Source organism: Elusimicrobiota bacterium (assembly GCA_026388075.1).
Taxonomy (GTDB): Bacteria; Elusimicrobiota; Endomicrobiia; order Endomicrobiales; family JAPLKN01; genus JAPLKN01.
Window position 1 is genome coordinate 1 of the sequence record JAPLKN010000156.1, and the last position, 9038, is coordinate 9038.

General features: G+C 33.0%; 10 protein-coding genes. All 10 read left to right on the forward strand.

Annotated elements, in window-relative coordinates; genetic code table 11:
- The coding region (locus NT145_08780) for an NAD-dependent dehydratase (protein MCX5782770.1) at positions 1 to 251 on the forward strand (251 nt) is incomplete at its 5' end.
- Between the two features lie 305 nt (positions 252 to 556).
- Positions 557 to 1258, forward strand: a complete 702-nt coding sequence (locus NT145_08785; GenBank protein ID MCX5782771.1) for a sugar phosphate nucleotidyltransferase — start codon at positions 557 to 559, stop codon at positions 1256 to 1258.
- Positions 1258 to 1449, forward strand: a complete 192-nt coding sequence (locus tag NT145_08790; protein MCX5782772.1) for a hypothetical protein — start codon at positions 1258 to 1260, stop codon at positions 1447 to 1449. The genes NT145_08785 and NT145_08790 overlap by 1 nt, the downstream gene beginning before the upstream one ends.
- Before the next feature lie 133 nt (positions 1450 to 1582).
- Positions 1583 to 1711: a hypothetical protein gene (locus NT145_08795; protein ID MCX5782773.1), complete on the forward strand. Its 129-nt coding sequence runs from the start codon at positions 1583 to 1585 to the stop codon at positions 1709 to 1711.
- 40 nt (positions 1712 to 1751) lie between these two features.
- Complete coding sequence (locus NT145_08800) at positions 1752 to 3176, forward strand: radical SAM protein (protein MCX5782774.1); 1425 nt, start codon at positions 1752 to 1754, stop codon at positions 3174 to 3176.
- A 192-nt stretch (positions 3177 to 3368) separates the two neighbouring features.
- Positions 3369 to 4229 (forward strand): NAD-dependent epimerase/dehydratase family protein, encoded by an 861-nt coding sequence (locus NT145_08805; protein MCX5782775.1) that lies wholly within the window; start codon positions 3369 to 3371, stop codon positions 4227 to 4229.
- A 1-nt stretch (position 4230) separates the two neighbouring features.
- A complete protein-coding gene (locus NT145_08810; GenBank protein ID MCX5782776.1) occupies positions 4231 to 5151 on the forward strand; it encodes a glycosyltransferase in 921 nt (306 codons plus the stop codon).
- Positions 5148 to 6308 carry a glycosyltransferase family 4 protein gene (locus NT145_08815; GenBank protein ID MCX5782777.1) on the forward strand — a complete coding sequence of 387 codons (1161 nt, stop codon included), beginning with the start codon at positions 5148 to 5150 and terminating at the stop codon, positions 6306 to 6308. Before NT145_08810 ends, NT145_08815 begins: the two co-directional genes overlap by 4 nt.
- A gap of 48 nt (positions 6309 to 6356) precedes the next feature.
- The gene (locus NT145_08820; protein MCX5782778.1) at positions 6357 to 7790 is read left to right on the forward strand and encodes an O-antigen ligase family protein; all 1434 of its coding nucleotides are present in this window, start codon (positions 6357 to 6359) and stop codon (positions 7788 to 7790) included.
- Positions 7791 to 7941: 151 nt separating this feature from the next.
- Complete coding sequence (locus tag NT145_08825) at positions 7942 to 8862, forward strand: tail fiber protein (protein MCX5782779.1); 921 nt, start codon at positions 7942 to 7944, stop codon at positions 8860 to 8862.
- Positions 8863 to 9038: the final 176 nt, after the last annotated feature.

Here is a 9038-nt window from a genome sequence, read left to right on the forward strand (position 1 = left end):
TATCGGTAGGGGATTTAGCCAATAAATTAATAGGTTTAGCGGGTTCCAGCGCAAAGGTTGTTTCTGAAGATGTTCGCAAAAGGCCTAAGAAAAGCGAGGTTGAACGCCTATTGGGGTGCAATGAAAAGATAAAAAAATTGACTGCATGGAAACCACAGGTAAATATTGAGGATGGCTTAAAGAAAACGGCGGAGTGGTTTAACAATAAGGAAAATATTAAGAACTATAAATCGGATATCTATAACGTCTAAGCATCTGAAGATGCTTAGATTGCGGTGATTAAAAGCCGATTACAGTGATAAGACGAGGTTCGGTGTCATAACAGCCTTTTAAGTAGCCGCCCCGCTTGCGGGGCGATTTGTTTACTATGGAAAACGCAACCTAAAGGTTGCGGCTACATTTGAAATTCAACATTGTGACACGGTCTGAAAGGATTTCGGGCATGACAGCCTGAAAGAAAACCAAAGTAGTAAAAGCTGTCAAATAAGGCGATTAATTTTATGATTTTATCTGTGTAATCGTCTTGAGAAATCTATGTAATCAGAGAGGTGTTAACATGCAAGCAATTATTCTTGCCGGTGGAAAAGGATCGCGTTTAAAACCTTTTACTAAAGTAATACCAAAACCGCTGGTGCCGATAGGAGATTTGCCGATACTGGAAGTGGTATTAAGACAGTTAAAAACAAGTGGTTTTAAGGATGTAGTAATAACCGTTAATCACTTGGCGGAATTAATTATGGCTTTTTTCGGAAACGGTGAAAAACTCGGGCTTAATATAGACTATTCTCTAGAAGAAACACCTCTGGGTACGGCAGGCCCTCTTTCATTGATAAAAGAATATGACGACAATTTCCTGGTAATGAACGGGGATCTCTTAACTACTCTGGACTATAAAAAAATGATGGAATGGCACAAGAAAGAAAAAAACGATATTACCATAGCGTGCTATAACAAAAAGGTTAAAATAGACCTGGGTGTAATAAAAAGAGACGGGGATAATTTTACCGATTACATTGAAAAGCCGACCTATGATTTTGATGTTAGTATGGGAATATATATATTTGATAAAGAAGTAATGAAAATTATTAAAGAAGCGGAAATACTGGATATGCCGGATTTGGTATTACGCGCTAAAGGGATAAAGAAACAAATTAAATGTTATATACAGGACTGCATCTGGCTTGATATAGGTAGAGCGGAAGACTATGAAAATGCGGTTCAGATGTTTGAAGAGAAAAAAGCGGAGTTTCTGAAATAATGAAAAAAGTATTAATTTTGGGAATTAACGGGTTTACAGGTGAATATTTTCAAAAATATATAGAAGAAAATAATTTGCAGAAAAAATATGCTTTTGTGGGTGTTGATAAGAAAATTGGAAAACAAATAGGGATCAAATACATTTCTGCGGATTTGCTTACCCCCAAATCATTGGAAAATATATTTATTTAATAAAAACAAAATATCCTATATAATATAGGATAAAAATATAAATAAAATCATAAGCAAATATAATTAAAAATACTCTTCTACAGTTATTCTTGAAAAGGAGCCGCTTGAAAACCTTACCAAGGATGGCCAGTTTATGGCATTTAAGCATGAAGGATTCTTGCAGTGCATGAATACGATCCGTGATAAACATAATCTGGAAAAAATGTGGGATTCAATAAAGCGCCGTGGAAATATATATAATTTTGAAAGTCAAAAAGAATAGGAAAGTAAACATATGAAAATAAAAGGATAATAAACATATTATGAGAGTCTTATTTGTGTACTTGGATACCAGTAGTTCCGAGCCTATACGGATCGCTCCCGGGATCACATTTTTATCAGGTTATTTGAAACGGAACAACGTAGAAACGGATTTGTGCTATTATAGATCCCAGGAAGATGAGGAGTATTGTCTTAATTTGCTGAGGGATAAGAAAACAGAAATTGTTGCTGTTTCTTCAGTTACTTCAGTATTTGGTAATGCTAAGGTTCTGATACAGAAAATAAAAAAGGAATTTCCTGAAATATTTGTTGTTTGCGGAGGAGCTCACGTTTCTCTTTTTCCGGAAGCATTAACGAGCACCCCGGGCATAGATGCAATATGTGTCGGATATGGCGAAGAAGCATTATTAGAACTTGTTAGATCAATTGAAGATAATAAACTTGATTATAAAATTCGAAATATATATTTTAAAGTTAGTAATTCCATCATAAAAAATGAATTACGGCCTTTCCCTGAAAATTTAGATAAATATTTCCCTGAAGACAGAAGTATCTTTTATAAAGAATTCAAAAGAAAGAGATTTTTTAATTCAGATTATGAAGAATTTATTTTTTGCAGGGGATGTCCTTATAACTGCTCATTTTGTTCAAATCACGGGTTAAAATTATTGGGGAGCGGAAAATACATAAACTATCCCAAAGTTGAGACCTGTATTAATAGTATTCAACAAGCAATGAAATTAAGAAGCTTTAGAATAGTTAATTTACACGATGATATACTTATGCTGAACAAAACGTGGTTTCGTCAATTTGTTGAACAGTACAAAAAAAATATTGGTTTGCCATTTGTGTGCAATGCAAGGGTCGGAACAATTTCGGAAGCAGATATAAAGATGCTTAAAGATGCAAATTGTGAACGGATAATTATAGGAATAGAATCGGGAAATGAATATATTCGCAACAATATATTAAACAAAAAGATTGGAGCAAATAGCGAAATTATCGGAGTCTTTAAATTAGCCCATAAGTATGGCATAGCAACATCATCCCAGAATATGATTGGCTTTCCACAAGAAAATTTCCTGAAATTTTATGATACTGTCAAAATAAATTCTCAGATATTACCCAATAGCCCTAGTATGAGTGTTTATTATCCTTATCCGGGAACTGATTTATATAAAATTGCAAAAGAGGAAGGCATGCTTAAAGATGAAAATCATCTTAACTCTCCTAGCATTATTGAAAGAAAGGAGTCTGTGCTTACTATACCGGGTTTCGCAAAAAAAGACATTGAATTCTATGCAAACAATTTTAAGCAAATGTTACTTTGTGAATATTTATTTAATCATTGTTTATTTGGCGATTATTTAAGGAAAATTATGTATGCTAATTATTTTTTACAAAAGCTGATTTATGGAATTCTTCGGATGATGCTAGTAGTAAGAAGAAAATTATTCATTAGGTAATAGGAAAACCGACATAATTAATGATTATTTCTGAGAAGGGGGAAAACAATGTATCAGTTTTTGGGAACTTTTATAAGCAGGTACAGACTTACTAGATTCCAAAAATGATTAGCAATATATTGGTTTATGTTGGGTAAGGTTATGTGCAGGCCGTTCAAATATTTGAAGAAAACAAGAGGTGTTTCTGAGAAAATGAAAAAGATATTGATTTTAGGAATCAACGGATTTACCGGCAAATATTTACAAAAATATATAGTGAAAAATAATTTACGGAAAAAATATTTATTCATAGGCGTTGACAAGAAAATTGATAAACAGATAGCGATAAAATATATTGTTAGGGATCTTCTTGTTGATCAATCATTAGAAAAAATTATTGTTTCCGTAAAACCAGATTATATCGTAAATCTCGCCGGTATATTGAAATCAAACGATCCTTTAAAGGCAATAGAAATAAATGCTAATCTTTCATTGCGAATATTTGAAACGATTGTTAAGAATAAACTTATAGTAAAAAAAATACTGATAATAGGATCGGCTGCAGAATACGGCAAGCCTAAATATCTTCCGGTTGATGAGACGCATGAATTGAATCCGCTAAACTGCTACGGGCTTTCAAAAGTAATTCAAACACAATACGCGAATTACTATCACCATAATTTTGGCTTAAATGTCAATATTGCAAGGACTTTTAATTTAATCGGAGAAGGAATGCCGGATCTTTTGGTCTTCGGATCTTTTGTTAAGCAAATAAGTAATGCAAAGGATGGAGATAAAATCTATGTGGGCAATTTAGGCTCAAAAAGAGATTTTGTTGATGTTAAATATGCGGTAGAAGTATATTGGAAGATTTTACTGAATGGAAAAGCAGGAGAAATATATAATGTATGCAGTGGAAAATCCATTAGGATCAGGGATATAGTTCTTGATTTATTAAAAAAGTCTGAAAAAAAGTTAAAATTATCTATTGATAAGTCAAGAATATATAAAAACGATGTTCCTAATATTTATGGTGATAATTCTTTCTTAAAAAGGCAATTGGGAATAAAATAATATGGAAATCAAAGAAAAACTTAAATTAACAATTATTATTCCTACTAAAAATAGGAGTTTTAAACTAAAATCTCTTTTGAACAATATTTCCGGGCAAAGCTGCTTGCCGGATCAGTTAATAATTGTAGATGCAAGTGATAATCCTGAAATTGAAATTAACAAAAATTATATGGGTCTCAAAATTGATTACAAGCATGTGGATACGCCAGGGCTCACCAAGCAAAGAAATATTGGAATAAAAATGATAAAGGAAGATATTGATATTGTCTGCTTTTTAGATGATGATGTGGAATTTGAAAAAGATTCAATACGTAATATGATGAAATATTGGGATGGCGCCGATAAAAAATTAGGGGGCGCAGTGTTTAATATATTAAATGAGAACAAAAGGTCAATATTTATTTTTGTAAAAGAATTCTTTCTTACGGGCTCAAGAAAAACGGGGATCGTATTAAAGTCAGGATATAATTCAATGATTCATCCGGCTGAAAAAACAGATTATGTAAAATGGCTTTCGGGAGGGGTTACTGTATGGAGGAAAGAAGTATTTAATGAGTTTGATTATGATGAATGGTATAGCGATTATGGATTTTGTGAAGACCTGGATTTTAGTTATAGGGTAGGTAAGAAATATAAACTTGCGGTTGTCGCTGAAGCAGGATTATATCATATAAAAGCGAAATCTTCTAGAATAAATAATATATTACTTGGAAAATCTCAAATTATAAACAGGTACCATTTTATTCAAAAGGATAAGTATTTTTCTGAGACATGTTTTTTTTGGGCTGTAATAGGCAATATGCTTGAAAATATATTTAGGGGTGTAATTACTCTAAAAGTTGACTTATTTATTATTAGTTTGGGAAATATACTAGGCCTGGTGGAGTTAATTAAACCCAAGGTTTTAGGCGGCAAGATATGACAAATGAAAAGAAACCAAAAATTTTGGTAGTAGGTTACTTGCCGCCGCCTCAGGAAGGTACGGCCAAAATTACTGAAGTTATTATAAATTCTGATTATTTGAATAATAAATATGAATTAAAGTTATTATCTTTAGCCAAAAGAAAAAAAACTGCCGAAAGAGGCAAGTTTTCCGCAATAAATGTTATTATCACGATTTATAATTGCATCAAATATCTATATTATGTTATAAGGTTTAATCCTCAAATTATTTATATGCCGCTTGCTCAAAACAAGTTTGGCTTCTTGCGCGATTCAATTTTTATTTTAATAGATAGAATATTCGGTAAAAAGATATGTCTGCATTTTCACGGAGGCAGTTTTGATATATTCCTCGCTAATTCAAGCAGCATTTATAAAAAGTATATTAAATTTGTTTTGAGTAAAGTAAATATAATTATTTTGTTGGCAAATAAATTGCAATATCAGTTTATTAATATCGTTCCCGAAAATAGCATAAAAACATTATATAATCCCTCGCCTTTGAGCAAAAATATTTATGAGAATATTCCTGAGAAAAAGAAAGCCGATAATGCTTTGAATATATTGTTTATAGGATATATTTCCAAGGCCAAAGGCGCCCTTGATTTAGCAAGAGCCGTACCTTTGGTGAAAAAAGGATTCAAAGGCAATTTAACGGTAAATCTATGTGGCCATGCTGTAAATGTAGAAAGGAATATTAAGTATATTAATGAACCTGACGGAGGATATTCCAAAATACTTGAGATTATTAAAGAAAATAATCTTCAAGAAGAACTAAAGCTGCTCGGTCAAGTAGATGATGAAAAGAAGGATAAATTGTTTAGAAATGCGGATATATTTGTTTTCCCGAGCTATTCTGAGGGATGTCCAATAGCAGTTATGGAAGCGATGTCTTACGGTTTACCTTTGATTGTTACACCTGTCGGTGCCCTTGATGAAATGCTCAAAGAAGGTGAGAATTGCCTGTTTATTAAACCGGGGGACTATAGTGCAATTGCAGAAAAAATATTATATTTAATAAACAGTCCTGAAAAAAGAAAAGAAATGGGTAAAAATAATTATGAGCTTGTAAGGACCAAATATAATCCGGAAGTATTTTGTATTGGGCTGTCAAAAATCTGGGGAGAAATAGTTTAAAAAATGTATTGAAATTCAAGTTTGCATTTACGGAGGGAAAAGGTGCTAGTGAAAAAAATAGTATCAAATACAGTATTATTTATTTTTGGTGTTTTGTGTGTGCTTTACACGATATTTTATAGAAATTTTGCGGAACTGCACATAAAATTATCTTTTCTAAATTTTCCTATATTCATTAGTGAAATTGTATTATTGATTTCATTTTTATTGTTTATTATATTTTTTAGAGAATATTTGATTAATAAAAGCTTAATTACATATTCCTTATATGCTTATTTCGCCTTTGTATTAGTAAAAGCTTTATATGGATATTTTATCTGGGGGCCTCTAGCTTTTAGAAATGCAGCTATGTTTTATTATGTATTATTTGCAGTAGCAACATTTCTTTTAGCCCCCAAAATATCCGAAAAGCCTAAAATATTTTATATTTTAGCTATTGTGCTTATATTGGCAATGTTTTTCGCGAAACTAATCAGGCAGTATTTTCTTGTTTATTACTTGGCTTTTATAATCTTGATCATGCCAGGCCTTAGAATTAAGAAAATAGTTCCGGTTCTTTCAATAGCTGCTTTCATTTTCTTTTCATATTTTATTCTGTCAACTACAGTAAGAGCATTGATGGTCAGTTATTTAATTGCGGTTTTGTTTTTCATGTTTTGTTATTCATTGTTTTATCTCAAGTCGATTAGAGTAAAATCAATAATTAGTATTGGGATGCTTGGAGTTTTAGGTGTTTTGTTTGCCTATAAAGCAGATAGAAATTCAATTAAGTCATTGCTCCCTGTCAAGGAACATTACGAGAGGTTTAAGGAAGGCAGGGAATATTCGCTTAGAATATTGAATACGAAGAAAAGAAAAGACTATAATTTAAAAATATATGAAAAGGAACGCGAAGGGGAAGCTTTTAAAACTACATCTGGAGATCAGGAAGTAAAGTATCTTGTTTATGAACCTGAAAAGAAAGAGCAATTAAAAATCGCAAAGAAGGAAGAAAAGAAAAAAGAAGTTGCTAAACCGGTAGAGAAGTTGAGAGAAATTCATACTGCAAAAAATAGCTTATTATGGCGGATGTTTGTAATTACGGATATGTTAGAGGAAGTAGCAGTAAACAAAAAAGTATTCGGGATGGATTTTGGAAAACCTTTTCGTTCAAAAACCGTAGAAATGCTTGGATGGCATGATGGATGGAATGTGGGATGGATAGAACCGCATAATTCATTTGTGCATATTGTATATAGGGCAGGGGTTTTAGGTATAGTATTTATTGCGGCTATCATTATTGTTTTCGTAAGAATACTGATCGGGTTTATACGCCTGAAAAACGTTCAAGGTTTGATTCTTATGTCTGTAATCTTATACTGGCTAATGATGGCAAATTTTCTGGTAATACTTGAACTGCCGTATTTCGCCATTCCTTTTTGGATTTTTGTTGGTGCGACTTTCAAGTATTATGATGGGCTAAGAGGGGGAAGAGTTAAATGATAAATCTCAGTTGTTGGGTTGAAATAATAGTGTTTAAAATCACCGTAATCAGTATTTGGAATCACTGTAATTATTGCTAAAATAATCTGTGTAATCGGTAGTTAATATCGGTGTAATCAGGTATAATTCTTATTATACCAGGAGGGGCTTGATGAAAAAGCAATGGTTTCTATTCGGAATTATGCTTTGTATGCTGTTTGGGATATCGTATCTTTATGCTGAAGTTCCCAATGAAATTGTTTATCAAGGGAAGCTCAAGGAATACGGATTACCATTTAATGGATCAAAAAATATGGTTTTCGAAATCTATCCTGCCGCTTCAGGTGAAATTGCTTCCTGGAGTTCCGGAACACAGTCTATCACTGTTTCTTCGGGAATATTCAGTTATACAATGTCTCCCAATATTGATTGGCGAGCGAAGGATTATTGGATTCAATTGAAAGTTAATTCAAAAGATCTCTCTCCAAGGGAAAAAATTACTGCGCAGGCTTATGCTTTGCATTCTGCCACAGCTGAAAACATGAAGGCAAATTCAAATATAAATTTTATGATTAATGGTAGCACGATTGCAACATTGACTTCGGAGGGATATTTCCTAATAAATGGCCAAAATGTCGTACCCGTTGGTTCTATTATTCCTTATGCAGGTGATACTGCCCCTGCCGGATGGCTATTATGTAATGGAGATCCCGTAAGTAGAACAACTTATGCGAATTTATATGCAGTTATTCAGGAAAAATTTGGCCAGGGTGATGGTTCGTCAACATTTAATCTTCCTGATTTAAGAGGCCGGTTCTTAAGGGGTAGAGATGCCGGGGCAGGAAGAGACCCTGATTCTGCTTCCAGAACGGCGATGAATACAGGAGGAAACACTGGGGATGCCGTAGGATCAATGCAAACGGATGAATTCAAATCGCATAATCATTCGATTTCTATAATGCAACCCGGAGCGGCATATAGTAATGTAAGTATGGGGTCTTCTTCTTCAGTTGGACCACTCAGTACCTCTTCTGCGGGTGGAAATGAAACAAGACCAATAAATGCTTATGTGAACTATATTGTTAAATATTGATTCTGTAGAAATAAAATGAAAATGACAAAAACTAAATATCTGAATTTATTTTTTGATGATTTAAATATAATTGAAGCAATTGGGAAAATAGAAAAATACATAGCTTCCGGCAGCCCCCATACTATATTCACTTTGGGAGCTGAACTGGTTGTTCGGGCTCAGAAAGACGAATTGCT

Excerpts from the sequence above, each read along its gene's own strand:
- NT145_08790 (MCX5782772.1), top strand. The coding sequence starts at position 1,258 with ATGAAAAAAGTATTAATTTTGGGAATTAACGGGTTTACAGGTGAATAT.
- NT145_08825 (MCX5782779.1), top strand. The coding sequence starts at position 7,942 with ATGAAAAAGCAATGGTTTCTATTCGGAATTATGCTTTGTATGCTGTTT.
- NT145_08815 (MCX5782777.1), top strand. The coding sequence starts at position 5,148 with ATGACAAATGAAAAGAAACCAAAAATTTTGGTAGTAGGTTACTTGCCG.
- NT145_08795 (MCX5782773.1), top strand. The coding sequence starts at position 1,583 with ATGGCATTTAAGCATGAAGGATTCTTGCAGTGCATGAATACGATCCGT.
- NT145_08805 (MCX5782775.1), top strand. The coding sequence starts at position 3,369 with ATGAAAAAGATATTGATTTTAGGAATCAACGGATTTACCGGCAAATAT.
- NT145_08810 (MCX5782776.1), top strand. The coding sequence starts at position 4,231 with ATGGAAATCAAAGAAAAACTTAAATTAACAATTATTATTCCTACTAAA.
- NT145_08785 (MCX5782771.1), top strand. The coding sequence starts at position 557 with ATGCAAGCAATTATTCTTGCCGGTGGAAAAGGATCGCGTTTAAAACCT.
- NT145_08800 (MCX5782774.1), top strand. The coding sequence starts at position 1,752 with ATGAGAGTCTTATTTGTGTACTTGGATACCAGTAGTTCCGAGCCTATA.